Origin of the sequence: Blautia ammoniilytica, assembly GCF_025566965.1 — a bacterium.
In the GTDB taxonomy this organism is placed as follows: domain Bacteria; phylum Bacillota; class Clostridia; order Lachnospirales; family Lachnospiraceae; genus Blautia_A; species Blautia_A ammoniilytica.
The window spans coordinates 28802-54894 of the sequence record NZ_JAOQJL010000026.1; the positions used below are offsets into that span (position 1 = coordinate 28802).

The window sequence follows — 26093 nt, forward strand, 5'->3', positions numbered from 1 at the left end:
CATTTTTTTCTTGATTCACGTATTCGATGGTAAGTCACATTCCTTTCCGGATATTTCTATTTGCAAGTCATGATTATTCTCGGTCTTTGCATTATTGTAAGTCATAATACTTCTCACTTATTTCTTTCTTACAAGAAGGGTTTTATACATTTTTCCAGCGAAACCGTAAAGACCGGTTTTGCGTAAAAACGGAGTAACCTTGCGGATCACTTTTGTAAGGAAGGAGCCTTGCATATATTTACGCATTATCATTTCCTTGTCGTTGCTTTCGGTATATTCATGCCAGAATGCAGCCTGCTTTGCAGGCGGTTTCGCAGAATATTCCAGATGAGGCTGCCAGCTGGATTTTTTGGAAACAGACTGGTAATCTGCCTCTCCCTTTAGCTGATCAAACAGCTTTTGACCTTTGGGAGTGTTTACAAGTACCAAATTCACGCCGCCTTCCACATCAAAGGTAACGCCTGCGTTTTCCACATTCCAGAAATCTCCAAGGGTAAAGTCACCTGGCCGCTTATAGCTGGTATAATGACAATGGAAGCAGGAAGGGCGGTTTCCATAAAGGCTGAGGAAGAAACGGTTGAAGGAAAAGTCCTCCATAACGTTTTCCAGATTGCCCTTTTCAAGGGTTACATCCATGACCTGCTTTTTCCAGGAAACCCGCTTGCTGCGCATGTTGATCCCTGTGATCCGGTCATCCTTTGCAATATATTTTTCTTTCAGGATTTTAAGATAATCCTTCCATAGCATCCGGCTTGGAACACCGTGACAGATATTGTCACAGGTATACAGGTTATCTGTAGGAATATGCCTGGTACGAAGGAATTTTTGAACGCCTGCGATCTGACAGGGAGTGCCGGTCAGCAGTACAGTTTTTCCAGATTTCAGATCCTGTGACAGGGAAACGTAAACTTCAGATAGGTCACTTTCCACATATTTGGAAGTGCAGAAAGCAGATGCCTCTTCCATGGACTGTGCCCGCATGTGAAGAACCTTATAATCCTTGTCAAAGGCAACTCCGTATACTACTCCATTCTGGGAAATGACCCACTTGGCCAGCAGTGTAAACATGCCGCCGGATGAACTTCCTTTCAGAATCTGGGGATCCCGGTTACGAAGTGCATAAATATCCGGGGAGGCATCCACACCTGTGAAAGTGTCTTCCATAGGACAGACTTTTTGACAAAGGCCACAATTTACGCATTTGGTCTCATCTACGATAGGATAATAAAAACCACATTTATCGTGCTTCATTGTAATGGCAGATTTGCCGCAAATGTTGGCACAGGCCATACACCCGCAGCAATCGCTTTTTTTTAGATTTTCGGTAAACATATTTGCAGATCAATCCTCCTGTTCCTTTACCAGGCTGCGAAGCTGTGCCAGGGATTCTTCACGGAACCGGGCGATCTCTTCATTGGCAAAGGTAAAATCAATAGGCTGGGTAAGCTCTTCATCACTTACGTTTTCGATGGTACGGTGGGAAAGGCCAACCATTTTCAGTAGCTGCTGTACCCTGCGGTTCATATGATGGCCATTGACCATGGCAAAAAAGTTGCGGTTAAAAAGCAGGGAATAAACCACACCGTGGAAAGAGTCGGAAACTACATATTCTGCGTTTTTGAACAGTCCCATCCACTGGGCAGGGCCAATGGCGATCTTGCAGCTGCAGTTCATCAGGCCTACAAGCGGGAAAGGAATATAAACCACACGCAGGCCGGTTTTCTTTTTCAGGCGGCGCACAAAGTCCACCAGTTCTTTGTTGATCCCAAGCTGATAAACCAGGATATATTTGCTTTTGCATCGGGGCTCTTTTAATAAAGATGTCCATTCGTCTGCTGTAAGAAGCAGGGTAGGGTCGCAGGTAATGCCAGGACGGCTGCCGGTGAGGCTCTCCACAATATCGGCACCATAATCCTCACGTACCAGAATCTGATCAAAATCTTTCAGCAGGGAGCTGTATTTCTTACGGTACTGTTCCGGTGGCTCATGCTCACCGATGCTAGCTGCATAGCTACATTTTTTCTTGCCTTTTTTTACAAAATCAAGGAAATAAGTTGTGTCGAAATTGGTCAGCTTATAGTCCCAGATCTGGTCACTGCCTGCAATGTAAATATCGTATTTGCCTGCCACAGCACTCATATTGCCTTTGGAAACCGGCTGGCTGTAGCGCATGTGCTTCCGGAATAGGTTGCACTGCCTCCGTCTTGGGATATAGCAGATGTGTCCGATGGCACCGTAAATATAATTGAAAAGTCCTTTTTTCTTAAGATTTACAAGACGGAAGGGATTGCTGATATAGTCGCAGCGGTAATCAATAATCTCTGGATAAGTGCCCATTTCTTTAAGCTTTCGCTGAAGGGCATAACTTTGGAGAATCGCCCCGTAATTGTCATAATCGTGGAATGTGATCACGCCTACACGCTTTTTGTTCATGTTTTTCCTCCATAATCATACGGCCTGGCCCATCCAATATCCATGTATTCGCTCATGAAGGCATAGCTTATTTATGGCTGTTGTCCGGGATCTTCATAGTAAAAATTAAGAGGCTTTGCATGTATCAGCCTCTTCTTTTGTTTTCTTTAACTATAACATAAGAAAGAAAAAAGTAAATAACAATTCCTGGCACAGGGGAATTTTTTGTTACAGTGAATGAGGTGAACGGCGATGAATTTTTGTTTGCTATTTATCTCTGGTATGGTATACTGTCAACAGATATATCAGCTGGGAGTCAATCCCCCAGCTGATATAGCCTCCGGCAGGATTGCAGAGGTGCGCAGGAGAAGTATGTCATGCAATTGCATGACGCGCACCTCGCAGCAAGAATGCCGAGGCATTCTTGAATTTTTACAATGGAGGTTTTTTCATGGCAGATAAAATAGCAGTTCTGATTCCCTGCTATAATGAAAGCAAATCTGTAGGGAAAGTTGTGCAGGATATGAAGGCTGCGCTTCCGGAAGCTACGATTTATGTATATGACAACAATTCTACAGATGGTACAGACCAGATAGCCCGTAAGGCTGGGGCAGTAGTGCGTTATGAACATCAGCAGGGTAAGGGCAATGTGATCCGCAGTATGTTCAGGGATATTGACGCTCAGTGTTATCTGATGGTGGATGGAGATGATACTTATCCGGCAGAGTATGCCAGAGAGATGTGTGACAAGGTGCTGAATGAAGGGACGGATATGGTGGTTGGAGACCGGCTTTCTTCTACATATTTTACTGAGAACAAGCGCCCATTCCATAATTTTGGCAATAGCATTGTGCGTGGAAGCATTAACCGTTTATTCCACAGTGGGATCAAGGATATTATGACTGGCTACCGGGCAATGAGTTACCAGTTTGTTAAGACATATCCAGTTCTTTCCAAGAATTTTGAGATCGAGACAGAGATGACGATCCATGCCATTGACAAGAATATGCAGGTTGATAACGTGATCGTTGATTACCGTGACCGTCAAGAGGGCAGCGAGTCCAAGCTGAATACATATACAGACGGATTTAAGGTGATCCGTACCATTATCCGTATGTATAAGGATTACAGGCCAATGCAGTTCTTTTCGCTGATTGCAGCTATTTTATTTGTTCTTGGTACCGGCTTTTTTATCCCTATCTTTATGAAATATTTAAACATGGGGGTTGTGACTAAGATTCCAAGCCTGATCGTGATCTGTTTTGTGATCCTGTCTGCGATCATCTGTCTGTTTTCAGGGATTATTTTGTCTACCCTGGTGCAGCAACACAAACAGAATTTTGAATTTCAGCTGCAGGAAGTGAACATGCAGTACAAACGTCTTTTTCCGGAAGGATAAAAACTGGGAAAACCTCACTTGACAAAAAGTGGGGTTTTCGTTATAATACAGAAATTGTGAATACACTGGGATTTTTGTACCCTTTTTTATCTTGAAAAATACAGAAAAACAGTGAACAGACAATGAATGTAATAACCGGAGTGGCATAGATTATAAGAATAACAACGTATTATCCGGATTGAAAGGAAGTAAGGCAGATGGAAGAAAAGAAGAACTTACTAACTTATGCGGGACTTAAAAAACTGGAAGAAGAGCTGCATGATTTAAAGGTAGTAAAAAGAAAAGAAGTTGCGGGTAAGATTAAAGAGGCCAGAGAGCAGGGTGACCTGTCTGAGAATGCAGAGTACGATGCTGCAAAGGATGAGCAGAGAGATATTGAGGCACGTATCGAAGAGATCGAGAAGATCCTGAAGAATGCAGAGGTTGTTGTTGAGGATGAGGTAGACCTTGACAAGATTAATGTAGGCTGTAAGGTAAAGGTTCATGATTATGAATTTGAAGAAGACATTGAGCTGAAAATCGTTGGCTCTACAGAGGCTAACAGCCTTCAGGGCAAGATTTCCAATGAGTCTCCAGTAGGTAAAGCACTGATCGGTGCGCATACAGGAGATGTGGTTGAGGTAGAGATGCCCTCAGGTATTATGAAATACAAGGTTCTTGAGATTCAGAGAAACGTATAACACTTTATCTGCCGTTCAGAGGCGCAAGGCCCATGGGCGGCAGAAATTTTTAAGAAGATAGGGAGGCACGAAAGTGGCAGAGCAGAAGAAGCAGGAACAAGATTTAAACCAGCTGCTGAAGGTCCGCAGGGAGAAGCTTGCTGAACTGCAGGCAGAGGGAAAGGATCCTTTCAAAATCGTTAAATATGATGTGACACATCACAGCCAGGATATTAAGGATCAGTTTGAAGAACTGGAAGGAAAAGATGTAACAATCGCCGGACGTATGATGTCCAAGCGTGTAATGGGTAAGGCATCCTTTTGCCATGTACAGGATCTGAAGGGCATGATCCAGTCTTATGTGGCAAGAGACAGTATCGGAGAAGATGCATACAAAGCATTTAAAAAGCTGGATGTAGGCGATATTATTGGTATTAAAGGCCAGGTATTCCGCACAAAGACCGGAGAGATCTCTATTCATGCTTCCGAGGTGACACTGCTTTCCAAGAGCCTTCAGGTCCTTCCAGAGAAATTCCACGGACTGACTAATACAGATACCCGTTATCGTCAGAGATATGTGGATCTGATCATGAATGCAGAGGTAAAGGATACATTTATCAAGCGTTCAAGGATCTTAAGTGCAGTTCGCCGTTATCTTGACGGACAGGGCTTTATGGAAGTAGAAACACCTATGTTGGTATCTAATGCCGGCGGTGCAGCTGCAAGACCTTTTGAGACTCATTTTAATGCACTGGATGAGGATTTCAAGCTTCGTATTTCACTGGAGCTTTATCTGAAGAGACTGATCGTAGGCGGTCTGGAAAGAGTTTATGAGATCGGCCGTGTATTCCGTAATGAGGGTCTGGATACCCGCCACAATCCGGAGTTCACACTGATGGAGCTTTATCAGGCATATACAGATTATCATGGCATGATGGATCTTACCGAGAATCTGTACCGTTATGTGGCACAGGAAGTTCTGGGCACTACTACCATCGTATACAATGGTGTGGAGATGGATCTGGGCAAGCCATTTGAGAGAATCACCATGGTAGACGCAGTTAAGAAGTATTCTGGTGTGGACTTTAATGAGATCCATACACTGGAAGAGGCAAGAGAAGCTGCAAGAGAGCATCATGTAGAGTTTGAGGAACGCCATAAGAAGGGTGACATCCTGAATCTGTTCTTTGAAGAGTATGTTGAGGAGCATTTGGTCCAGCCTACATTTGTTATGGATCATCCTATTGAAATTTCTCCTCTTACAAAGAAAAAACCGGAGAATCCGGATTATGTAGAGCGTTTTGAGTTCTTCATGAATGGCTGGGAGATGGCAAATGCGTACTCCGAGCTGAATGATCCTATTGACCAGAGAGCACGTTTTGCTGCTCAGGAAGAGCTGTTCGCTCAGGGCGATGAGGAAGCCAATCATACAGACGAAGATTTCCTGAATGCATTGGAGATCGGTATGCCGCCTACAGGTGGTATCGGCTTCGGTATTGACCGTATGTGTATGCTCCTTACAGATTCCGCAGCTATTCGTGATGTGTTGCTGTTCCCGACAATGAAGTCACAGGGTGCTGCAAAGAACGAAGCAAACAACGAAGCAAACAATGCGGCACAGGCAGCACCGGCTGTAAAAGCAGAGGAAAAACCTGCTGAGAAGATTGATTTTTCCAATGTAAAAATCGAACCGCTTTTTGAAGAAAACGTTGACTTTGACACTTTCAGCAAGTCAGATTTTCGAGCCGTAAAGATTGAAGCGTGTGAGGCAGTTCCGAAGAGTAAGAAGCTTTTAAAGTTCACTCTGAATGACGGAACAGACCGTAAACGCACGATTTTAAGCGGTATTCACGAGTATTATGAACCGGAAGAACTGGTAGGAAAAACAGCGATTGCAATCGTAAACCTTCCGCCGAGAAAGATGATGGGCATTGATTCCGAAGGTATGCTGATTTCAGCAGTACACGAGGAAGACGGAAGAGAGGGATTACATTTACTGATGGTAGATGAACATATTCCGGCTGGTGCAAAGCTGTATTAAAAATCCGATAAAGGATTAAAAAATGTAGGCTTTTTGATGTAGAGTACGACAAAGGTACGACAAATAAAACCTCCTTAACGGGCTATAATAAATGATTTTAAATAGTCCATGCAAAATGAAATCAATATTTTTACATTATGAGGACACTTTTCTAAGAGAAATTTTAGAAGAGTGTCTTTTTTGTTACGGTCATGTACAAAAAAACAGGAGGAAATCAAAATGGCAAATAACACAGCGTTAAGAGCAGGTAAAGATACTACTCGCACAATTACTTTCAAAAATAAGGAGCACGAAAAATTTTATTACACCTATCTGCCAAAGTGCAGATATCAGGATGTATACCACAAGGCATTGGTGTATTGTCTCGGAATTGACCGGGATACAAGAGAAAACGCAGAACAGATATACGATTTTAAGACAGGATACGTGAAAACGGAATGCCTGCATGAAGGCTGGCAGACAAGCGGCAGCGTAAGGATTGTACGGCTGGCATTTAACCTGTATTGTGATGGTACTCCTAGTGTTTATGATTATGAGGGAGACAGTGAGCGTCAGGTGAATGAATGCAGAGAATATTCGGTCAGTGATTTATTTTGCTGTGGATATGCAAGGTACTTTTGGGAGGCAGTCAAAATCCGTTATCCGGAGTATTGTTTTTATTGGGATTGGGAGGATTCATATGCTGAAGGTTAGATTACAGGGAACAGTTAAGGATATACAGTGGTTTGGGAAACTTCTGCAACAGCACCCGAAAATCCGGGTGCTTGGAGTATCGAAACCGTTTGCAAATAAAGGAACAAACAAATATTTTCGTGTATACGCAGAAATAGAGAAAAGAGAAAATACCATGCAGTAAAGCATGACAGGAGAAAGGCAGGAAGAAAGTATGTGTAGAGTAATCGCAGTCGCAAACCAAAAAGGTGGTGTCGGAAAGACAACTACCTGTGTGAATTTAGGAATCGGTCTTGCAAGGGAAGGGAAAAAAGTGCTTCTGATTGAGGCAGATGCACAGGGAAGCATGGCGGTCAGTCTTGGGATTCAGGAACCGGACGAGCTGGATGAGACACTGGTCAATATTATGGAAAAACTTATCAATGACAAGGAACCGGAGCCGGGAGAAGGAATTATCCATCATGAGGAAGGGGTGGATTTTATCCCTGCCAATATTGAACTTGCAGGATTGGAGACTTCCCTTGTGAATGTCATGAGCCGGGAAATGGTATTGCGGCAGTATATATGTGGGATAAAAAAACAGTATGATTATATCCTGATTGACTGTATGCCTTCGCTGGGTATGATTACCATTAACGCTTTGGTAGCGGCTGACAGAGTATTAATTCCAGTAGAAGCGGCTTACCTTCCGGTTAAAGGGTTACAGCAGCTTATTAAGACAATAGGGCGGGTACACAGAAAACTGAATCCGGAACTTTCTATCATGGGGATTTTGTTCACAAAAGTAGACCGCAGGACAAATTTTGCAAAGGATATTGCAGCTCAGATTCGAGAGGTGTACGGAAACAAAATACATATTTTTGCAAATTGCATACCGATGTCTGTGAGGGCGGCTGAAACTACCGCAGAGGGAAAAAGCATCTATCTCCATGACCCGAAAGGAATTGTGGCAGAGGGCTATCACTATCTGACAGGGGAGGTGTTGGATGATGAAGAGTAAGAGCGCAGAAAAGATAAAGCTGACTTCTTATGATGATTTATTTGGCAGTAGTGAAGTAACGGCAGGAGAGAAGGTTGTATCCGTTCCGATTCGTCTTTTTCACACCTTCAAAGACCATCCATTCCGGGTATTGGATGATGAAAAAATGCAGGAGACTGTGGAGAGTGTAAAAAGATATGGAATATTGATGCCGGGAATTGTACGTCCGTATGGTGATGGTGAGTATGAGATGGTGGCAGGGCACCGCAGATGGCGGGCGTGTGAACTGGCAGGAATGGAAGAGATGCCAGTGATTATCCGGGAAATGGATGATGATACCGCTACGGTGATAATGGTAGATACGAACATCCAAAGGGAAGATATTCTGCCCAGTGAGAAAGCACATGCCTATAAGATGAAATATGAAGCCATGAAGCATCAGGGAAGCAAGGGAGAGAAGCATACGGCTGATCTGGTAGGAGAAGCTGCTGGCGAAAGCGGAAGGACGGTTCAGCGGTATATCCGTCTATCATTCCTTATTTCCAGATTATTAGACTATGTAGACAATAAAAGACTTTCCATGAAAGCGGGAGAGAAACTTTCTTTTCTGACGGTAGAAGAACAGGAATGGGTGTTAGAGGCAATAGATAATGCAGTTTTGACGGTAACAGATAAACAGGCGGAGTTATTCAAGAATCATAGCAGGGAAAAGACGTTGAATCAGGGAATTATCTATTCTGTTTTATTGCAGAAAAAGGAAGCAGAAATAAAGGTAACTCTTTCGGCAAAGAAGGTACGCTCGTATTTTCCGCCAGCCTATACAAAAGAGCAGGTTGAGGAAGTAATTTATACGCTGTTGGAACAGTGGAGAAAGAAGAAAGGGAAGGAGGAACAGGAAGATGCAGGAGATACAGTTTGATTATTTTCGTGGAATGGAAGCGGAACAGTATACCTTTTACCGGATTCCGAAAATTTTATTTACCGCAGAATGCTTCAAAACTATTTCCTGCGAAGCAAAGGTTTTATACGGTCTGTTGCTGGACCGTATGAGCCTGAGTATTAAAAATCGCTGGTTCGATGAAGAGGACAGGGTATACATTATTTTTACTGTGGAAGAAATTGCGGAGCTTATGAACTGTGGCACACAGAAGGCAGTGCGGTTATTAAAGGAACTGGATAGTGAAAAGGGCATTGGTCTGGTGGAAAAAAGGCGGCTTGGATTGGGGAAACCCAACGTGATTTATGTGAAGAATTTTATGGTCAAACAGCCTGAAAAGGAAGAAAAAGAGCCGGAAAAGCCTGTAAATACACAGAATTGTGAAAATCACAATTCAAGAGTTGTGAAAACCACAATTCAGGAATGTCCAAAATCACAATTCAAGAATGATGAAAATCACAATTCAGGAATGATGAAAACCACAATTCAGGAATGTGCAGAATCACAATTCAAGAATGATGAAAATCACAATTCTGGAATAGTGAAAATCACAACTCTTGAATGTCCAAAATCACAATCTAATAATACTGATATTAACAATACTGATTTTAGTGAAAATGAGTATAACGATACTGAGAGTAGTGAAACTGATTTTAACGAGACAGATAATATCTTATCAAATCCTTCTCATCTATCAGTGAGGAAAACAGCAGGAATGATTGATATGGTGGAAGAGATGGAAGCCTATCGGAAAATTATCAGGGAAAATATTTCGTATGAGTGTTTTGAGGACAGCAGGTATCGACAACAGGAGGAAGTGGATGAACTTGTGGAACTGATGGTAGAGGTTATGGTCATGCCGGATAACAGCACTGTTCGTATTGGCGGAGTGGACAAGCCTGTGGTGATTGTGAAGAACCGCTTTATGAAGGTGGAACATGGGCATATTGAATATGTCGTTGGCTGCCTTGAGAAGAATACCAGCAAGGTAGGAAATATCCGGGCGTATCTTCTGACAACACTCTACAATTCAACCATGACCATAGAAAATTATTACAGAGCAGAAGTGAATCACGATATGTATGGAGGAGGATAAAACGGATGAGAAGAAAAGAATTTTTGGAGAATGTGGCAGTTCCGCTTTTAGGGATAGCTGTGGTAATGCTGATTGTTTATCCGTTTTGTGTGGAAAACGGTGTGTGTGATTACCGGAAATTGTGGATAGTTTCAGGGATTCCATTTGGCGTACAAAAAATGTATTTTTGGATGATTCCAAAAGGATTTGATATAGGAGGTACTGTTGGAATGTTTGCTTTTAATCTGCTGGTAGGAGGATTGATAGGCAGCATGGTTTTGACATGGCGTTTGCTTATGGCAGGAAAATATCTGTTAAAGAGCATTGGATATGGTGGTTTGTGGATAGTAAAAAAAGTATTCAGGACATGATTTCAAAGAGTAAAAACAAAGTATGAAAAATAGAATATAGAGTGTGAAGAGCAGCCAATGCGTAAAAAATATTGGCTGCTTTTTTGCCCTTTTTAAGAAAAACCTTGCGACACGGTGTCGCAAAGTAAAGGAGGAAGCGTGTTGGGTAATCGTGCGGAATCGCAGGATTTGATTGACTTAGGAAACCGTATTCGCAAAAGGCGGCAGGAAATTCACTTATCACAGGAAGTATTAGCAGAAAAAGCAGGTATCAGCCCCAACACGATCAGCAGGATTGAGGGAGGACAGACAGCAATGTCTATTGAGATATTCAGGAAGCTGGCGGTGATTCTGAAAACCGATGCAGGAACACTATTGGGGGAATGTAAGGAAGAAGAAAACCATCGTCTGTATGATTTGATTTGTCGTGCGAAAAAACTGAAACGGAAAGAACAGAAAATTTTGGAAAAGACAATGGAAGTGTTGATTGAGGGATTTGGTACGGAATTGTAGAAATTCAACAGATATGGTGGGAATATTTAGAAATATCCCCATATCTGTTGAGGTAATGGAAAGCCAATGTTGTTAAACTTTAAGTCAGGAAAGAGAACAGATGCGGGCAGAAAGGAGGCAGGATATGACAAGGGAAGAGTGCCTTGCATACAGACAAAGATGCCCATATGATGCAATGGGCGATTTCTCTGTTTTTTCGGAGAAAAAGGAAGATAGCAGGGATAATGAAGTGGCTGCTTCACAGCCGGAATTATCAGAACAAAATAAAGCATAAGAAATTTATGTGGTAGTAAAAGGAGTTTCAGGCTCCCGTTAAAAAAACGGGTGTGCCGGGAGCTGTCTTTTACTGCTTTTTCGTCTGTGATGTTTTTATTTTCTGCCACCCGGAAGAGGTGGTAGTTATGCTGACATTACAGGAATTAAAACAGATCGTAGATGTCCCATATCCGGGCATGAAAATTCCTACTGCAAAAAAATTAAAAGAATATGGAACGGTCATTGCCAAAAAGAGCATGGGTTGTGAGACAGAAATCTTGGCATTTCAAAATGGCTATGCGTTGTATCAGGTCAGTCGGTTCACTACGGTATTTCCGATTTGTTTTTGTGGGGAATATCAATACAATGCGGAACAGGCGGACTGTATTTCGGAAGAGTTTTTTAATCAAAGGGAGTGGTATATCCGTCTGGTATTGGAAGGAGAAGACCGTTTGAGTCGTAATCAGGAATCGAAAGAACAGGGCTGGACAATCTCATACAGTGATGTTTCGGAAGAATGGGGAATGCTTCAGACAGAAGAAAAGTCTCCATTGGAGATGCTGGTTGGCAGAGAGTCTGTAAATGAAATATTTGAGGTTTTGACGGAACTGCAGAAAAGGGTATTTTACGGATGTTTCTTTCATCAAAAAACACAGAATGAACTGTCAAAAGAATTGGGAATTTCTCCGTCTGCGGTGTCCAGAACCCTGTCAAGGGCGATGAACAGGATGCGGAGATATTATGCAGATGTACGGTCAGGTGGCTGTAATCGAAAAGAGATAAGATAGTGGGAGGAAAGAAGATATGCGTGGAAAGAAGCCGAAAGAACGAAAAAATTATATTTTGCGGACAGAAAACGGAACACTTGTGGAAGTAACCAGGGAGGTTTATCTGGAATGGTATCAGTCCCGGAGAAGGGAAAAATACCAGCAGGAACAGAAACAGAAATACGGTGTTTGCAGTCTTGATGTGGTGCAGGAAGGCAGTTTTGCAAAAACTTCTATATCGCAGGAAGGACAGCCGGAGGAGATGGCAGTACGCAGTGAATGCCTGAAAAAATTGAAGGAGAGTTTAGGACAGTTACCGGAACAGGAGGCATATCTGATTTATCTGTTATTTTTTGAAGAGGTTACAGTGAAAGAAGCGGCACAAATTTGTGGATGTAGCCGTAAAACAATACAGAACAGAAAAAAACGAATTTTGAAAACACTTAAAAATATAATGAAAGAACTTGGAATTGAGGGAGGATGTATTTATTTCAATTAAAATAGTGGAAAATTGTTCTAAAATCATATAAATTTAAAGTTATAGTATCAGTATAAGACAACGTATATGAAATGAAAACAGCTTTGTAAATTGGTGGGAAGAGCTGCCAGTTTACAAAGCTGTTTATGTATCCGAAGTTAGCTTCTATAATTATGATATAGAATACAAGCAGAAGAATAGAAAAATCTTTGGTGAGTAGCAGGTGGTTAAATATTTTTTGGCTTTTTTGGTTTAGGTGTCACCAATTATGTATTATATGTGTGATATATATGAGGAGAAAAAAAGATGAAAAGAAATGCTGATCAGATTTTTAATAAATATTGTAAACTGTTGTATAAAATATCAATTATTATGCTGTGTAGCGAAGAGGATGCTTATGATGCAGTGCAGGAATCATTTTTGAAATATTTAAATACAAAAAAGGACTTTAATGACGAAAGCCATGAAAGAGCATGGCTGACAAGAGTTAATATTAATATTTGTAAAAACATACTCCGTTTCAGAAGGATGCATCCAACGGTAGATTACGAAACTCTTGCACTACATTACCATAAACCTGAAGAAACAGGAATTATGGATACATTGATGACATTAAATGCAAAGGATAAAGAAGTACTAATTCTTTATTATATAGAAGGCTATTCTTGCAAGGAGATTGCTGATATGTTGAAGGTTTCAGAGAGTGCAGTGAAGAAAAAACTAGAACGGGCAAGAAAAAGATTAAAAGAAAAATATGAAAGTGAGGGCAGATAAAATTGGAAAAAAAATTAGAGGATATGTCAAAATTAGCAGATGATATTGTGCTGACAGAGCAGAATGAGAGAAAACTCTTTATAGCATACAAAAAGAGAATTGAATCCCAAAGAAGAAAAAAAGTTCTTATGAGAGGATATTATCGTGTAGCAGTAGTTGCATTAGCTATGATGATAATGTTTTCTGTAAATTATTACCTGCAATCTCCTGATTTAGTAGTTTATGCGGCAACTGGGGATAAAATGGTGCAATTAAGACTAAATGAGAGAGTAAACTTGGAAAAACAAAGAACTCCATTGGGATATGGGTATGTTCTGGAAATGAGTGTGGAAGAAGGAAGCAGATATTATACGATAGAAAATGAACAAAACTTGAATGCTGATAATATTTTCAGAAATGGAAATAAGATTTTTTGGATGCCAGATGGAATGAATAGTATAAATTTCAGAGATCAGGACGGGAATGTTATTAAAATACCAGAAACTGACAGTTCAACACTAAATATTGAAGTATGTAATTATGACGGAAAAATGGTCGAAAGAATTACATTGATATTGGAAAGGAGAGATGGACAGTGTAGTGTTGAAATGTTAAAAAAATAATAAAACGGAGGAAGAATATGAAAACAATCAAAAAAATATGGAGCATATTATTAGTATGTGGACTGATTTTGGTGCCGACGATTAGTGTTTCAGCAGCAGAACAGGAGCCGGAAAAGGTTGAAGTTTCATTTTTTAATGAAAATGGCGAGGAAGTTAGCGTATCAGAGGAAATAGCAGATTCTTTTATGGAACAGTTGGATGTTGATAAAGAGGTAAACATTGTCTCAGATAAAAATTTAAGAGCTTCCTGTACGCATATTCCATGCAATCAGGTTAAGACAACTCTTTATGGTCATGCGAAAGTAAGTCCTACTGAATGCTGGGTCTATACCAAAAGAGTTATTATGTGCAAATGCTGTGGCGCTGCTCTAAAGAGTCTTTCTGATTGGCAGTTTGCATATTCACATGCACCACATTAGGAGAAAGAAATATGAGAAAAATTAAGCGTTTATGTGGTTTATTCATTTGTTGTTGTGTTGTAGTAACCAGTTCTGTGACTGCATTTGCGGCAGAGAAAGTTAAAGAGCCCTTTGCAAATTTAGAAGTTGTGACTGACAAAGAAACCATTAATGAAATTGTTTCAGAGAATCCCAGAATTCAAAAGTATTTAGACCAAAACGAAGTATTTGCCGATCTTGAAATTATCACAGATCAGAATGAGATTGAAAAAATCTGGGAAGAAAATCCAGATGTGAAGACACTGATGAAGTCAAAAGAATATTACTATCTCGCATATGTAAAAGGAAATGGTGTTCGTTTAAGAAACACACCGAGCACTTCCGGAGTAATTAATGGGTTATTGTATGAAACCAGAAAAGATTGGGTTTTGTTAAATGATAATTATTCTTTGAATGAAAACTATATTTGGTGGCAGGTGTCTGACAGCTCAATCGGTTGTCCGGGATGGATTGTGAATGACTATATCTATTTAAGTGCTGCCAAAAGTGCAGGAAGAGCAGTTACGGTACCAGAGATTGACTTTGATACATTAAAATTTGTTCAGTAGGTTATTTTCTTTGAAAAAGATAAATATACGTATGCTTAATGTAAAGAATAACAACTGATAATTCTACGATTGGAGGTAGCGATAATGTTCAGATTTAATAAAAACCATATAAAGATGGATATGAAAAAAATTAGAAAAGTAATGAGCATATTTTTGGCTTGTTGTTTGTTGTTGTCGATAAATTTTGAAACAGTATTTGCTTCCGACATAGAGACAAATACGAATGCTGATATAATGTCTCTCGATGGACCTTCTACGACATTTGATGGACGTCTGTTTTTGGATGAAAACGGTAACTATTCAGGGCAACTTCGTAGTGGCTTTACAACGGTAACATGTGTCCTGAGTGGAAGAACTGGTGGAATTCCTACCTTATATACGATTTATATTCGTTGGCAAGGTTCTAATGCGGTTCAAGCGTTAAGGGCTGATAACCTATATATTGTAGGTGATTCACAATATTATAGTAAAGGTTTTCTTATTGATGGATTATCTGCAACACAAGGATATCGTTCAATAGGTACTTGCGTGATTCCTGACACTGAAGAAAGTGTATATATTTCAACAAATAATCTCCGATGCTATTTTTACAACGAAGATTATTGGATTAAATTTAATGAAATAGGTGGATGGGTTGATGTGTAAAAAAGTTTTAATAAATCCAGAGACAGAATCGTTTATAAATGACTTAAAACGAGAATATAATAACAGCATTGTAAAACCGTATAAGAAAACAAGAGATGTTCTTGAAATTCTTATGAAAAAATTTGTTTTATATCAAAAAGTATCCATACAAAAGATGGACGCTATAACACGTGCCACGTTGGAAACTTTACCAATTAAAAATTTAAATGTGTCAGATATTTATATAGTTAAAGACAATGAAATAAGCCATAGTTTCTATTTGTATTTTCATAGCAGATATGCATTAGAACCTTTTCTTTGTGTTGTGTATGATAATGATACGGATAGACTATATAGTAATTGTGCCATGCTTGAAATGTATATTACGATTCTTCATGGAATAGATGTTGGTGAAATAGAAACTGATTCTATAAAATACCATAATTATCTTAATACGTTATATTCATATAATGAATGTAAAAAAGAGACTGAATACTAAAGAATGTACATTGGTAGACACATTTAAGGAAAGTAGAGGTATATTGGTTGATTCTACATATCTTGATTGGGCTAATTAAAAATTAATGTGAATAATGATTACGGGAGAGAATTGTTTTTTATGCAGTTCTCTCCCGTTTTTTGTATCAAATACGCTAGTGTTGTTTTAACAATTCTCTTTAATAATGCTGGTGTTTGTTGCGATAGAAAACACACTGACAATTCTTTGAAATCCATATAACAAAAAATTTCTATAAACGGTCAATTTTTACCCTCTCCAGCCTGCGATTAGTGAGAGGGTATTTTCTTATTTCAAAAATCCCTTTATATGTACCTTGATAATTTCATAGCCTGCCTGGATAGATACCCGGCATGGAGTGGGCATTCTGCCCACCCTTTCGGAGAAAACGCTGCGGAAAGAAAACCGGAGCAGGGAACGGGTTCAGGATGAGAACAGGAAAAACGCTCAATAAAAAAACAGTCCGGTTACGGGCTGTATAACAGTAGATACCATGCAGGGAAGTTCCGCTTAGGGAAGTTCCCTGTATTCATGTACTGTTATGGGCAGTACAAGTAAAAAAGGAGGTAAAGAGATATGGGAACTTAGGAAAAATTTTTGAAACAGGACAGTATTAGAATGGCAAAAAACAAAGAAAGAGAGGTACTTAGCGAATGAAAGGGAAATCAAAGAGAATCGTATCGGGATTTCTCTCGGCATTGACAATCATTTCTTCTATTATGCAGCCAGTTACCACTTATGCGGCAGAAGCGGAGCCAGCGGCTTACGAAGCAGAATATCCTGACATGGAAAAAGTAAAGGGTGCCCTTGCTGAAGATGAGATTGTAACGGCGGAAGATTATGAAGTAGAAGCAGGAACGGGTTTTGACGTGAAAAGTGATTTCTCAGGAATGAAGATTCATCCGGAAAAAGTAAAGGTCACGTACCACGAGGCAAAGAACCAGAATGGACAGGCATTTGATGGAAATAAAGCAGATACGTATCATGCAGTGTATTTTGTAGAGCCTGTCAGTGGTCATCCGTCTTATCATGTGCAAAGAAATATTGTGGTAAGAGAGCCGTCAGCGGAAATCCATAAAGAGAAAAATGCACAGGATTCTGACGGAAATGATCAGACCGGGGGAGAGGATGCAGAGGAAGGCGAGACGGACTCGCATAAGAAAAAACTTTCGGAAACAGAACTGAATCAGGCATTAGAAGCATTAAAAGGGCAGGACACTTATGATGAGGAAAGTGGCCTGAAACTTTTAGATGTTATGGAACAGTTTAAAAACCATATGATTGCAGGGAATGTGGACCTTTTGGCATTGGAGGAAGGAGAAACGGTTACTTTTACTGCATACAATCCTAAAATGCTGCGTTCATCACAGGTAGAGGTAAGTTCCGGCGGCTGGTATTATTATGCAGACTATGGTCTGGGTTCCTACCTGACTTGTCCGTTTACCGTAAAGTTTGGAAGCGTGACGGCAACCGCATACTGCATCCAGCCGTCAAAGCCGGGACCGGGCAGCGGAGTATATGAAATTACAAAACTGGGAGACGGCAAAGAATTGTCCAAAGTGTGTTATTATGGGACAAATGCAAGCGGAGAGGATTGTTTTTTTGATAAGAAATATCCCGATTTTTCAGCCGGAAAAAGATTTGTCGTGACACATCTTGCGGCATCCTATGCAGAGGGAAGTGAAGATGCTTTTTATGGGGCGAATGATACCGGAATCGCATTGGCAAAAGAATTATATAGTTATGCGGTCAGCCAGCCGGAAATCCCGGATGCGGCTATGGCATTTTCAGATGACAAAGTAACTGCTTATGTAGATGGAAATATCCAGAGAACAAAAGAAGTAACGTTTCAGGCAGACAGCAGACAGTCCATTACCATGAAACTGCCAAAGGGCGTAAAGTTTCATAACGTATCCACAGGAAAAATCAGCAATGCAGGGGCAGATGTTGTAGTAAAAGGAGGTACAACGTTTTTTCTTTCAGCGCCGTTGACCCAGACGGAAGATGTGGGACAAAACTGGTCTGCAAAGATGAAAGGAAGCATAACAAAGGATTATTCTGCTTATAAAATTACCACAGGTTCCGATACGCAAAATCTGGCACTGGTTTTTGGAGAGGGAATAGAGGAAGAAACTACGGCTTCTTTTCAGGTTACATGGCTGGAACTTGCAAAAGTTCAGGTTGTAAAAGTAGATTCTGAAAAAGAGGATGCGAAACTGTCCGGTGCAGTGTTCGGCATTTATAAAGATAAAAACTGTACACAGCTTATCAAGGAGATGCCAAAGACAGATAAGAACGGTACGGCCTCTGTGGAAATTGTGAAAACACAAGATACGGTATATTTAAAAGAGATTACGGCACCAACCGGGTATCGTATCAATACATCCGCATATAATGTGAAACTTGTAGCAAATCAGTCTACTTCTGTAACTGTTCCGGATAAAGAACAGCTTGGAGAGCTCACTGTATATAAAGAGGGACAGGTATTGACGGGTGCAGATTTAAGCGAGAAAGGCATTGTGTTCCGCTATGAGAAACGCCGACAAAAAGGTGCTGTTTATTCTGTATATGCAGGAGAGGATATAATGACCGCTTATGGGGCACAGGTATATAAGAAAGGCGAGCTGGTAAAAGAGCATCTGGTAACGGGAGATAACGGTGCGGCAGTATTAAAAAATCTCCATCTCGGAACTTATATTGTGAAGGAAATGCAGGCACCAGAAAACTTTTATAACGCAAAAGAAGAAAAGACAGTGACGTTATCTTATGCAGGGCAGAATGCAGAAGCGGTATTTTCAGAGACTACTTTTATCAATGACAGACAGAAAGCAAAAGTATCCGTGGTAAAGAAAGATAAGGATACAGAAAAACCTTTGGATGGCGGTATTTTCGGTTTGTATGCCGGAAATGATATTGTAAACGCAGACGGCATTGTGGTTGTGAAGAAAGGTTCTCTGATTGAAAAGGCAGTCACAGGTGAGGATGGGACAGCGATATTTACAGCGGATCTTCCGATTGGAAATTCTTACTATGTAAAAGAAGAACAGGCTCCGTCCGGGTATCAGAGAAATAAAGAAGATATATATTCTTTTAAATTTTCATATACCAATGACAGCGAAGCTGACGTTTCTTTCTCCCATACATTTGTAAATGAACGTGTGACAGCAAAGATTTTCCTGAAGAAAAAAGATGCAGAAACAAACAAAGCAGAACCGCAGGGCGATGCCACATTGGAAAAAGCAGTATATGGTTTGTATGCACGTGAAGATATCGTACATCCGGATGGGGCAACAGGTGTGATTTATAAAGCCGGGGATAAGGTGGCATCACTGACAACCAATGAAAAAGGGGAAGCAGTTGCAGAAAACCTGTATCTCGGTAAATATTTTGTGAAAGAAATTACACCGCCGACAGGTTATCTGACAGATAAAAATGAATATGATCTTGTCTGTGATTATGAAGGGGATTTAGTGGCTGTGGTGGAACGAAGCTGTACATCCTTAGAGCAGGTCAAGAAGCAGCCGTTCCAGATTATTAAGGCTGCAAATAACGGGAATACCGATGCAGCACTTCTTGAAGGCGCAGGATTTACTGCTTATCTGGTATCTTCTTTAACTGTGAAAGAAGATGGAACTTATGACTTTGATTCCGTTACTCCGGTGGTACTTGGAGAAAATGGGGCAACTGAAATCTTTACCGATAAAAAAGGCTATGCAGTATCCATTCCACTTCCATATGGAACTTATGTGGTAAGAGAGACAACGACACCGCATAATTATAAACCAGTGGATGATTTTATTGTAAGAATCACAGAGCATAAGCCGACAGAGCCGCAGGTATGGCGTGTGCTTTTGGATGATGAGTTTTCTGCCAAATTGAAAATCACGAAACAGGACGATGAAACAAAGAAAACAGTGCTGGCTGCTGGAACAGAATTTAAGATTTACGATATGGATAATGAGAAATATGTAGAACAGGTAACGACCTATCCGACTACTATTGTACATAAATCCTATTTTACCGATGCTGATGGATATTTAATCCTTCCGCAGAATTTGAAAATCGGTCATTATCGTATTGAAGAAGTGACAGCGCCCGATGGATATACCATCAACAAGAATTATGCGGAAATTAAAGTAGATAGCGATACTCTGTATCAGATTGAACCGGTTTCAGGAGATGCCATTATCGAAGTGGTTTATGAAAATCATCCGGTAAAAGGGGAACTTACAGTAGTGAAAAAAGGTGAAGTTCTGAAAGACTACGGAAAGGACTTCAAATATGAGATGGAAAACCTTGCCGGAGCAGTCTTTGCAATCTACGCTGCAGAAGATATTTATACTGCAGATTTTCAGAAAGACGATGCCGGAAACCGTATTTTAGAGTATGCCAAAGATACTTTGGTGGCAGAGCTTACAACAGATGAAACAGGAAGTGCCACAATCAAAAATCTTCCACTTGGAAATTACAGGGTTGTAGAAAAAACAGCACCGGATGGTTTTGTACATAAGAAAGCAGAGCAGAATGTGCAGTTTGTCTATGTGGATCAGGATACTCCTGCCGTGGTGGAAAGCGTAGAGTTCATCAATGAGCGTCAGAAAGTGGAAATTTCCGTGGAAAAACAGGATGCGGAAAATGGCAGCACCATCGCCGGAGCAGAGTTTGGTTTATATGCAAAAGAAGACATCAAAGCCGGGGGAAAAGTGATTGTGAAAGCAGATGAGCAGCTTTGTACAGCCGTCACAGGCGAAGATGGAACAGCAATTTTTGAACAGAATTTACCATTTGGAAGCTACTATATCAAAGAATTACAGGCACCGGACGGATTTGTTTCTTCTGATGAGATTATCGAAGTGACTGTTTCTTATCAGGGTCAGGATGTAGAAGTTGTCCGCCTGAAAGAAATCTTTAAGAATCAGCCTACAACGGTTGAGTTTAGAAAATCTGACCTTACCACAGGCGTGGAACTGGATGGTGCAACTCTAACGGTTCTTGATAAAGATGGAAATGAAATTGATAAATGGACTTCCGTAAAAGGGGAACCGCATATCATCAAACGTCTGCATGTCGGGGAAACCTATATCCTGCGTGAAGAATTTGCGCCATATGGCTACTTAAAAGCAGAAGAAGTGGAATTTACAATCACGGATACTGCAGAGATTCAGAAAGTGGAAATGAAGGATGACGTTCCGATTGGACGTATCATCATCAACAAAAAAGGTGAATTCTTAAGTGAAGTGAGCTGGAATGACATGGTTGCAGGAGCAATGGATTCCATCTGGGGTTATGTGACAGGCTCTTTGAAAGACGTTACCTTTGAAATTTATGCCAGAGAAGATATTAAAGCCGCTGACGGAGAAAGTGATGATTATTACAAAAAGGATGAACTGGTAGCAACCATCAAAACCGATGAACTTGGCATTGCAAGAACCGATGACCTGCCGCTTGGAAAATACTATGTGGTAGAAAAAGAAACAGCCGATGGTTTTGTGTTGGACGGAGAGCCGAGAGACATTGATCTGACTTATCGTGATCAGGATACTCCGGTGGTAACTTTCGATTCTGAATGGCAGAACAGCCGTCAGAAAGCAAAAGTGATCGTAACCAAAAAAGAGAAAGATTCTGACCGTGTGCTGGAGGGCGGCGTATTTGCCCTTTGTGCCAAAGAAGATATTAAGAATACTGACGGTGATGTGCTTGTAAAAGCAGATACCATTATGGAGCAGAAAGCGACTGACAAGGATGGAAAAATCTTCTTTACTGCAGATCTTCCGGTAGGTGGCAGCTTCTATGTGAAGGAAGTAAAAGCACCTGCAGGTTTTGTTACGACAGAAGAAGTAAAAGAATTTACTTTCGAGTATGCTGGAGCGGATGTGCCGGAAGTTACTTTTGAGCACACCTTTGAAAATGAGGCAACTATCTTTGAAATCACAAAATCTGACCTTACCACAGGAGAAGAGTTACCGGGTGCAAAACTGGAAGTAACCGATCAGGACGGAACTGTGGTAGATGAGTGGACATCCGGTACGGAGCCGCACATTATCAAAGAACTGGAAGTCGGCAAAGAATATACTCTGACAGAAACACTTCCGGCAGATGGTTATGTGACAGCGGAAAGTATTACGTTCACTGTTGAAAATACTGCAGAAGTTCAGAAAGTGGAAATGAAAGACGATGTGACAAAGGTTGAGATTTCCAAAACGGATATTTCGGGGAAAGAATTGCCGGGGGCAAAAATGACGGTGCTTGATAAAGATGGAAATGCGGTGGAAAGCTGGACTTCTACAGACAAGCCGCATTATATGGAAAAACTTCCGATTGGAGATTATATACTGCGAGAGGAAACAGCACCGGAAGGATATCTGATAGCGGAGGATGTGGAGTTTTCTGTAAAAGATACCGGAGAGATTCAGAAGGTATCCATGAAGGATGAAAAGAAACCTTCGGAAACGCCGCAGACACCGCAGGAACCTTCAAAGCCGACAGACACACCGAAAACAGGTGATGATAGCAATATACGGCTGTGGCTGCTTCTTGCTGGTCTTGCATTGTGCGGAACAGGGGGTTCACTGTTCCTGTTAAAAAAGAAAAAATAAAAAAGAAATATTGGGTGTTTCCGAAGTGCTGGTCATTTTGGAAACACCCTGTTTTTTTGTTGATGGACGAAAGAGGTGTATGGAGATGATTGGAATTATTATCGGCGGAGCTGCAGTGGTCATAGCAGTTAGCCTATATTGCTGTATTCGTGTAGGGGCAGAGGAGGACAGGAGATTGGAAGAATTGGACAGGAGAGCAAAACAGGATGCAGAAGAAAGCGGATAATCAGAAATATGCAGAGGATAAGCCAAAGGACTGCTCTTACTGTTATTTTTGGAATAGCCGGAAGAATGGATGTTCCAAAGAAGAATGCTATTATCGGCTTTTGCCGGAGGAACCTTTTGAAGAGAAAGAGGAGACTTGGTGCTGTGAGGGATGCCCTTATGGAAGATATTCTCCTTGCATCGGGTACTGCCTGCAGAAGATTCTGCTGGAAATAAAACAGAAGAAAGCAGTCAGGGAGAAGGAAGGTGATTGTCTTGCAGGATGAAGTAAATGAAAAGGTGGTGTCTTTGTGTATACGGGGAGGGAAAATTTCTGCACAGATTTTAAAAGCATCGCTGCAGAAGCTGCTCAGGGAGATGGAACAGTCCCAAAAGCGGCAAAAAATTTCTGGAAAGGGGCAGAAAAAAGAAACCGTATATCATGGGAAACAGAGCATGGAAAAACTGAAAGCACACAATCAGGAGCTTTCTAATATTGAGGTTACAGATGGGAATATCCGGTCTTTTGAAAAATATGCCAGAAAATATGATATAGACTACTGCCTGAAGAAAGACAGGTCGGCAGAACCTCCGAAATATTATGTCTTTTTTAAGGCGAAAGAAGTGGATTCCATAACTGCCGCTTTTAAGGAATATACCGGATGGCAGTTAAAGAAAAGCAAAAAAGTATCTGTCCGGAAGAAACTGTATTTGGCAATGGAACGTGTGGCAAAGCACAGGCAGAGGGAAAAGATGAAACAGAAGAATCGGGGGCAGGAACATTGAGCAGGAAGCATAAAAAGAAGCCGGAGTCAGAAGTTATGACAGTTTTGAAAAAAATAGGACAGGACATTGCCGGACAGATGCCTGCGGTGGATAAGAAACGTCTGCTTATGATGAATATTCCCTATGTAATTGTTTTTTACCTGGCAGATAAGCTGGCATGGCTGTATCGGTTCTGTGTTGGGGAATCCGCAATAGAACGTCTGGGGGTGCTGTTTTTGAATTTCCAGATGGCGTTCTCAAATCCAATTCTCAGTCTCCATATCTTTGATATGGCAGTTGGGATGATTACCACTGTAGTGATTAAGGCAATGGTGTACCTGAAAGGGAAAAATGCAAAGAAATTCCGGCAGGGAGAGGAATACGGTTCTGCCCGATGGGGAAACCAGAAAGACATCGCACCTTTTATTGATCCAGTGTTTGAAAATAATATCCTTTTGACACAGACGGAACGGCTTACCATGAACAGCCGCCCGAAACAGCCTAAATATGCAAGAAACAAAAATGTAATCATTATCGGCGGTTCCGGTTCCGGTAAAACAAGGTTCTATGTAAAGCCGAATTTAATGCAGATGCCATCCAATGTTTCCTATGTTGTAACTGATCCGAAGGGGACGATTCTGGTGGAGTGCGGGAAAATGCTCCGCCGTGGTACACCGAAGATGAAAAACGGCAAGCCAGTCAGGGATAAACAGGGAAAGGTTATTTATGAACCATACCGGATTAAAGTGTTGAATACCATAAATTTCAAAAAAAGTATGCATTATAATCCCTTCCGCTATATCCGCAGTGAAAAAGACATCTTAAAGCTGGTCAATACCATCATTGCCAATACCAAAGGCGAAGGAGAAAAATCTTCCGAAGATTTTTGGGTAAAGGCCGAAAGGCTTCTGTATTGTGCCCTGATTGGGTACATCTATTATGAAGCACCGGAGGACGAACAGAATTTTGCCACACTGCTTGAATTTATCAATGCTTCTGAGGCAAGAGAGGATGATGAGGAATTTAAAAATGCGGTGGACGAGCTGTTTGAGGAATTGGAGGCAGAAAACCCGGAACACTTTGCTGTGCGACAGTACAAAAAATACAAACTGGCGGCAGGTAAGACAGCAAAAAGTATCCTGATTTCCTGTGGTGCGAGACTTGCGCCATTTGATATTGCGGAACTTCGGGAACTGACTTCTTATGATGAGATGGAACTGGATATGCTTGGAGACCAGAGGACGGCAATGTTTGTCATTATCTCTGATACGGATGATACCTTCAATTTTATTGTTGCGATTATGTACACGCAGCTTTTTAACCTGTTATGTGACAGGGCAGATGATGTACATGGAGGAAGATTACCTTACCATGTACGTTTGCTTTTAGACGAATTTGCAAACATCGGACAGATTCCAAAATTTGACAAGCTGATTGCAACCATCCGAAGCAGAGAAATTTCTGCCTCCATTATCTTGCAGTCCCAGAGCCAGTTAAAGACGATTTATAAGGATGCAGCCGAAACAATCAGCGGGAATTGCGACACGATGCTGTTTCTGGGAGGAAAGGAAAGTACAACTTTAAAGGAAATATCAGAGACACTTGGAAAGGAAACCATTGACCTTTATAACACATCTGACACACGTGGACAAAGCCGTTCCTATGGGCTTAATTATCAAAAAACAGGGAAGGAATTGATGAGCCGGGATGAACTATCGGTTATGGATGGAAATAAATGTATTTTGCAGCTTAGAGGGGTGCGTCCGTTTTTGAGTGACAAGTTTGACATTACGAAGCATAAGCGATACCGGGAGTTGTCCGATTATGACGAGAAGAATGCTTTTGATGTGGAAGCATATATGAAGCATCAGCTTAAAATCAGGAGACAGGAAGAATTTGACTTATATGAGGTGGATGGAAATGAAGCAGAAGAACATGAAACAGAAAAAACAGTAAATTAAGGAACTTTGCGACACCGTGTCGCAAAGTCCGGAAAGGGGAAAATGCAGTTTTACATAGAAACAGGTGGCAGATATGTTTACCCACCTATTCGTGCTGAACCGGAAATATGGAATACAGGCTCATTGCACAAATACAAAAATTAAAACAAAAAAATTGGAAAGGAGAAGAAACCAATATGGAAAGAGCTGACCGCCGGAAGAAACGGCGGTTTTTTAATGTGCAAAAACGGGACAAATAGAGAAAATCCTGTTTTCTATATTGGACTTTCAAGTGATTATATGGCGTTTTTTGCTTCAGCAATTAATATTTTACAGACCCTTGTGGTGGCAATCGGTGCCGGACTTGCCGTATGGGGAGTTATCAATCTTCTGGAAGGATACGGAAATGATAACCCAGGTGCAAAATCACAGGGAATTAAGCAGTTCATGGCTAATTAAAGGGAACAAAAAGAAAGGGAATGCACAATCCAGACGGTATCAGCGGCAGGCTACAAGAATAAATTGTGA

27 protein-coding genes are annotated in these 26093 nt (G+C 40.9%); 25 read left to right on the forward strand and 2 right to left on the reverse strand.

Annotated elements, in window-relative coordinates; translation table 11 throughout:
* Window positions 1–117: 117 nt before the first annotated feature.
* Entirely contained in the window at window positions 118–1332 is a 1215-nt protein-coding gene (locus OCV61_RS12545) for a Coenzyme F420 hydrogenase/dehydrogenase, beta subunit C-terminal domain (protein ID WP_158422074.1), read from the reverse strand.
* A 9-nt stretch (window positions 1333–1341) separates the two neighbouring features.
* On the reverse strand, window positions 1342–2433 hold the full coding sequence (locus OCV61_RS12550; protein ID WP_158422075.1) for a polysaccharide pyruvyl transferase family protein: 1092 nt from the start codon (window positions 2431–2433) through the stop codon (window positions 1342–1344).
* Window positions 2434–2863: 430 nt separating this feature from the next.
* Between OCV61_RS12550 and OCV61_RS12555 the strand changes: the two genes are divergently transcribed.
* The 25 genes from OCV61_RS12555 to OCV61_RS12675 all read left to right on the forward strand — a co-directional run bounded on the left by OCV61_RS12555 (window position 2864) and on the right by OCV61_RS12675 (window position 26024).
* Entirely contained in the window at window positions 2864–3811 is a 948-nt protein-coding gene (locus OCV61_RS12555; RefSeq protein ID WP_158422076.1) for a glycosyltransferase family 2 protein, read from the forward strand.
* Window positions 3812–4008: 197 nt separating this feature from the next.
* The gene (gene greA / locus OCV61_RS12560) at window positions 4009–4491 is read left to right on the forward strand and encodes a transcription elongation factor GreA (protein WP_158422077.1); all 483 of its coding nucleotides are present in this window, start codon (window positions 4009–4011) and stop codon (window positions 4489–4491) included.
* Window positions 4492–4564: 73 nt separating this feature from the next.
* A complete protein-coding gene (gene lysS, locus OCV61_RS12565; protein WP_158422078.1) occupies window positions 4565–6511 on the forward strand; it encodes a lysine--tRNA ligase in 1947 nt (648 codons plus the stop codon).
* Between the two features lie 219 nt (window positions 6512–6730).
* Window positions 6731–7204, forward strand: a complete 474-nt coding sequence (locus OCV61_RS12570; RefSeq protein WP_158422079.1) for a DUF6075 family protein — start codon at window positions 6731–6733, stop codon at window positions 7202–7204.
* Window positions 7191–7367, forward strand: coding sequence for a hypothetical protein (locus OCV61_RS12575; protein ID WP_192925986.1), 177 nt, complete (start codon window positions 7191–7193; stop codon window positions 7365–7367). The genes OCV61_RS12570 and OCV61_RS12575 overlap by 14 nt, the downstream gene beginning before the upstream one ends.
* A gap of 30 nt (window positions 7368–7397) precedes the next feature.
* A complete protein-coding gene (locus OCV61_RS12580; RefSeq protein ID WP_151190431.1) occupies window positions 7398–8183 on the forward strand; it encodes a ParA family protein in 786 nt (261 codons plus the stop codon).
* Window positions 8173–9081: a ParB/RepB/Spo0J family partition protein gene (locus tag OCV61_RS12585; RefSeq protein ID WP_158422090.1), complete on the forward strand. Its 909-nt coding sequence runs from the start codon at window positions 8173–8175 to the stop codon at window positions 9079–9081. Before OCV61_RS12580 ends, OCV61_RS12585 begins: the two co-directional genes overlap by 11 nt.
* Window positions 9062–10195 carry a DUF6017 domain-containing protein gene (locus tag OCV61_RS12590; protein WP_158422080.1) on the forward strand — a complete coding sequence of 378 codons (1134 nt, stop codon included), beginning with the start codon at window positions 9062–9064 and terminating at the stop codon, window positions 10193–10195. Before OCV61_RS12585 ends, OCV61_RS12590 begins: the two co-directional genes overlap by 20 nt.
* Window positions 10196–10200: 5 nt before the next feature.
* Complete coding sequence (locus OCV61_RS12595) at window positions 10201–10545, forward strand: DUF6050 family protein (RefSeq protein WP_158422081.1); 345 nt, start codon at window positions 10201–10203, stop codon at window positions 10543–10545.
* A 141-nt stretch (window positions 10546–10686) separates the two neighbouring features.
* Window positions 10687–11037 (forward strand): helix-turn-helix domain-containing protein, encoded by a 351-nt coding sequence (locus OCV61_RS12600; RefSeq protein ID WP_117639516.1) that lies wholly within the window; start codon window positions 10687–10689, stop codon window positions 11035–11037.
* A 124-nt stretch (window positions 11038–11161) separates the two neighbouring features.
* A complete protein-coding gene (locus tag OCV61_RS12605; RefSeq protein WP_173770149.1) occupies window positions 11162–11311 on the forward strand; it encodes a hypothetical protein in 150 nt (49 codons plus the stop codon).
* A 127-nt stretch (window positions 11312–11438) separates the two neighbouring features.
* Window positions 11439–12080 carry a sigma-70 family RNA polymerase sigma factor gene (locus OCV61_RS12610; protein WP_151190434.1) on the forward strand — a complete coding sequence of 214 codons (642 nt, stop codon included), beginning with the start codon at window positions 11439–11441 and terminating at the stop codon, window positions 12078–12080.
* 16 nt (window positions 12081–12096) lie between these two features.
* Window positions 12097–12558 carry a sigma-70 family RNA polymerase sigma factor gene (locus OCV61_RS12615; RefSeq protein ID WP_158422082.1) on the forward strand — a complete coding sequence of 154 codons (462 nt, stop codon included), beginning with the start codon at window positions 12097–12099 and terminating at the stop codon, window positions 12556–12558.
* A 285-nt stretch (window positions 12559–12843) separates the two neighbouring features.
* On the forward strand, window positions 12844–13311 hold the full coding sequence (locus OCV61_RS12620) for an RNA polymerase sigma factor (protein WP_151190355.1): 468 nt from the start codon (window positions 12844–12846) through the stop codon (window positions 13309–13311).
* 2 nt (window positions 13312–13313) lie between these two features.
* Window positions 13314–13913, forward strand: coding sequence for a hypothetical protein (locus OCV61_RS12625; protein ID WP_158422083.1), 600 nt, complete (start codon window positions 13314–13316; stop codon window positions 13911–13913).
* A 17-nt stretch (window positions 13914–13930) separates the two neighbouring features.
* Entirely contained in the window at window positions 13931–14332 is a 402-nt protein-coding gene (locus OCV61_RS12630; protein ID WP_117639526.1) for a hypothetical protein, read from the forward strand.
* Window positions 14333–14343: 11 nt separating this feature from the next.
* Entirely contained in the window at window positions 14344–14919 is a 576-nt protein-coding gene (locus OCV61_RS12635; RefSeq protein WP_158422084.1) for a hypothetical protein, read from the forward strand.
* 84 nt (window positions 14920–15003) lie between these two features.
* The gene (locus tag OCV61_RS12640) at window positions 15004–15564 is read left to right on the forward strand and encodes a hypothetical protein (RefSeq protein ID WP_117639530.1); all 561 of its coding nucleotides are present in this window, start codon (window positions 15004–15006) and stop codon (window positions 15562–15564) included.
* Window positions 15557–16042, forward strand: coding sequence for a hypothetical protein (locus tag OCV61_RS12645; RefSeq protein ID WP_117639532.1), 486 nt, complete (start codon window positions 15557–15559; stop codon window positions 16040–16042). The genes OCV61_RS12640 and OCV61_RS12645 overlap by 8 nt, the downstream gene beginning before the upstream one ends.
* Before the next feature lie 671 nt (window positions 16043–16713).
* Complete coding sequence (locus OCV61_RS12650) at window positions 16714–22656, forward strand: SpaA isopeptide-forming pilin-related protein (RefSeq protein ID WP_158422085.1); 5943 nt, start codon at window positions 16714–16716, stop codon at window positions 22654–22656.
* Between the two features lie 85 nt (window positions 22657–22741).
* Window positions 22742–22882 carry a hypothetical protein gene (locus OCV61_RS12655; RefSeq protein WP_173770139.1) on the forward strand — a complete coding sequence of 47 codons (141 nt, stop codon included), beginning with the start codon at window positions 22742–22744 and terminating at the stop codon, window positions 22880–22882.
* Complete coding sequence (locus OCV61_RS12660; RefSeq protein WP_158422086.1) at window positions 22863–23147, forward strand: hypothetical protein; 285 nt, start codon at window positions 22863–22865, stop codon at window positions 23145–23147. Before OCV61_RS12655 ends, OCV61_RS12660 begins: the two co-directional genes overlap by 20 nt.
* Window positions 23137–23646, forward strand: coding sequence for a PcfB family protein (locus OCV61_RS12665; protein WP_158422091.1), 510 nt, complete (start codon window positions 23137–23139; stop codon window positions 23644–23646). Before OCV61_RS12660 ends, OCV61_RS12665 begins: the two co-directional genes overlap by 11 nt.
* 35 nt (window positions 23647–23681) lie before the next feature.
* Window positions 23682–25586, forward strand: coding sequence for a VirD4-like conjugal transfer protein, CD1115 family (locus tag OCV61_RS12670; protein WP_158422092.1), 1905 nt, complete (start codon window positions 23682–23684; stop codon window positions 25584–25586).
* A gap of 279 nt (window positions 25587–25865) precedes the next feature.
* A complete protein-coding gene (locus tag OCV61_RS12675; protein ID WP_158422093.1) occupies window positions 25866–26024 on the forward strand; it encodes a Maff2 family mobile element protein in 159 nt (52 codons plus the stop codon).
* Window positions 26025–26093 lie beyond the last annotated feature (69 nt).

Excerpts from the sequence above, each read along its gene's own strand:
- OCV61_RS12575 (WP_192925986.1), top strand. The coding sequence starts at position 7,191 with ATGCTGAAGGTTAGATTACAGGGAACAGTTAAGGATATACAGTGGTTT.
- OCV61_RS12670 (WP_158422092.1), top strand. The coding sequence starts at position 23,682 with ATGACAGTTTTGAAAAAAATAGGACAGGACATTGCCGGACAGATGCCT.
- OCV61_RS12655 (WP_173770139.1), top strand. The coding sequence starts at position 22,742 with ATGATTGGAATTATTATCGGCGGAGCTGCAGTGGTCATAGCAGTTAGC.
- OCV61_RS12640 (WP_117639530.1), top strand. The coding sequence starts at position 15,004 with ATGTTCAGATTTAATAAAAACCATATAAAGATGGATATGAAAAAAATT.
- greA (WP_158422077.1), top strand. The coding sequence starts at position 4,009 with ATGGAAGAAAAGAAGAACTTACTAACTTATGCGGGACTTAAAAAACTG.
- OCV61_RS12555 (WP_158422076.1), top strand. The coding sequence starts at position 2,864 with ATGGCAGATAAAATAGCAGTTCTGATTCCCTGCTATAATGAAAGCAAA.
- OCV61_RS12585 (WP_158422090.1), top strand. The coding sequence starts at position 8,173 with ATGAAGAGTAAGAGCGCAGAAAAGATAAAGCTGACTTCTTATGATGAT.
- OCV61_RS12580 (WP_151190431.1), top strand. The coding sequence starts at position 7,398 with ATGTGTAGAGTAATCGCAGTCGCAAACCAAAAAGGTGGTGTCGGAAAG.
- OCV61_RS12645 (WP_117639532.1), top strand. The coding sequence starts at position 15,557 with ATGTGTAAAAAAGTTTTAATAAATCCAGAGACAGAATCGTTTATAAAT.
- OCV61_RS12620 (WP_151190355.1), top strand. The coding sequence starts at position 12,844 with ATGAAAAGAAATGCTGATCAGATTTTTAATAAATATTGTAAACTGTTG.
- OCV61_RS12630 (WP_117639526.1), top strand. The coding sequence starts at position 13,931 with ATGAAAACAATCAAAAAAATATGGAGCATATTATTAGTATGTGGACTG.
- OCV61_RS12650 (WP_158422085.1), top strand. The coding sequence starts at position 16,714 with ATGAAAGGGAAATCAAAGAGAATCGTATCGGGATTTCTCTCGGCATTG.
- OCV61_RS12660 (WP_158422086.1), top strand. The coding sequence starts at position 22,863 with ATGCAGAAGAAAGCGGATAATCAGAAATATGCAGAGGATAAGCCAAAG.
- OCV61_RS12635 (WP_158422084.1), top strand. The coding sequence starts at position 14,344 with ATGAGAAAAATTAAGCGTTTATGTGGTTTATTCATTTGTTGTTGTGTT.
- OCV61_RS12610 (WP_151190434.1), top strand. The coding sequence starts at position 11,439 with ATGCTGACATTACAGGAATTAAAACAGATCGTAGATGTCCCATATCCG.
- OCV61_RS12590 (WP_158422080.1), top strand. The coding sequence starts at position 9,062 with ATGCAGGAGATACAGTTTGATTATTTTCGTGGAATGGAAGCGGAACAG.
- OCV61_RS12570 (WP_158422079.1), top strand. The coding sequence starts at position 6,731 with ATGGCAAATAACACAGCGTTAAGAGCAGGTAAAGATACTACTCGCACA.
- OCV61_RS12550 (WP_158422075.1), bottom strand. The coding sequence starts at position 2,433 with ATGAACAAAAAGCGTGTAGGCGTGATCACATTCCACGATTATGACAAT.
- OCV61_RS12615 (WP_158422082.1), top strand. The coding sequence starts at position 12,097 with ATGCGTGGAAAGAAGCCGAAAGAACGAAAAAATTATATTTTGCGGACA.
- OCV61_RS12595 (WP_158422081.1), top strand. The coding sequence starts at position 10,201 with ATGAGAAGAAAAGAATTTTTGGAGAATGTGGCAGTTCCGCTTTTAGGG.
- OCV61_RS12605 (WP_173770149.1), top strand. The coding sequence starts at position 11,162 with ATGACAAGGGAAGAGTGCCTTGCATACAGACAAAGATGCCCATATGAT.
- OCV61_RS12675 (WP_158422093.1), top strand. The coding sequence starts at position 25,866 with ATGGCGTTTTTTGCTTCAGCAATTAATATTTTACAGACCCTTGTGGTG.
- OCV61_RS12545 (WP_158422074.1), bottom strand. The coding sequence starts at position 1,332 with ATGTTTACCGAAAATCTAAAAAAAAGCGATTGCTGCGGGTGTATGGCC.